This window comes from Neisseria sp. P0001.S005, assembly GCF_051963715.1.
Genome location: NZ_JBQCTZ010000665.1, coordinates 1 through 411, shown reverse-complemented (window position 1 = coordinate 411; position 411 = coordinate 1). Strand labels below are relative to the sequence as shown.

Here is a 411-nt window from a genome sequence, read left to right as displayed (position 1 = left end):
GCCGATTTCAGCGACATCGGCGGCTTGAAAACCAACGCTCCGGTCAAATCCGCAGGCGTACTGGTGGGCCGCGTTGCCTCTATTCAGCTCGACCCTAAATCCTATCAGGCAAAAGTCGCCCTCAATCTGGACAGCCAATATCAGTTCAGCAGCGACGTTTCTGCACAAATCCTGACTTCAGGCCTGTTGGGCGAACAATACATCGGCCTGCAACAAGGCGGCGATACCGATTCTTTGGCGGCAGGCGACACCATTACTGTTACCAGCTCCGCCATGGTTTTGGAAAACCTTATCGGCAAATTCATGACCAGCTTTGCTGAGAAAAACGCAGATGGTGAATCTGCCGGTCAAAACAAACAATAAACACATATCAACCCAATATTCAGGACACTCCCATGAAAAAAACTTCCT

Annotated in this window: 1 protein-coding gene; it reads left to right on the top strand. The window is 50.1% G+C overall.

The annotated features are described in order from the left end of the window. On the top strand, window positions 1-363 hold a 363-nt coding region (gene mlaD, locus ACTHSP_RS22270; protein WP_440347045.1), incomplete at its 5' end, for an outer membrane lipid asymmetry maintenance protein MlaD. Window positions 364-411: the final 48 nt, after the last annotated feature.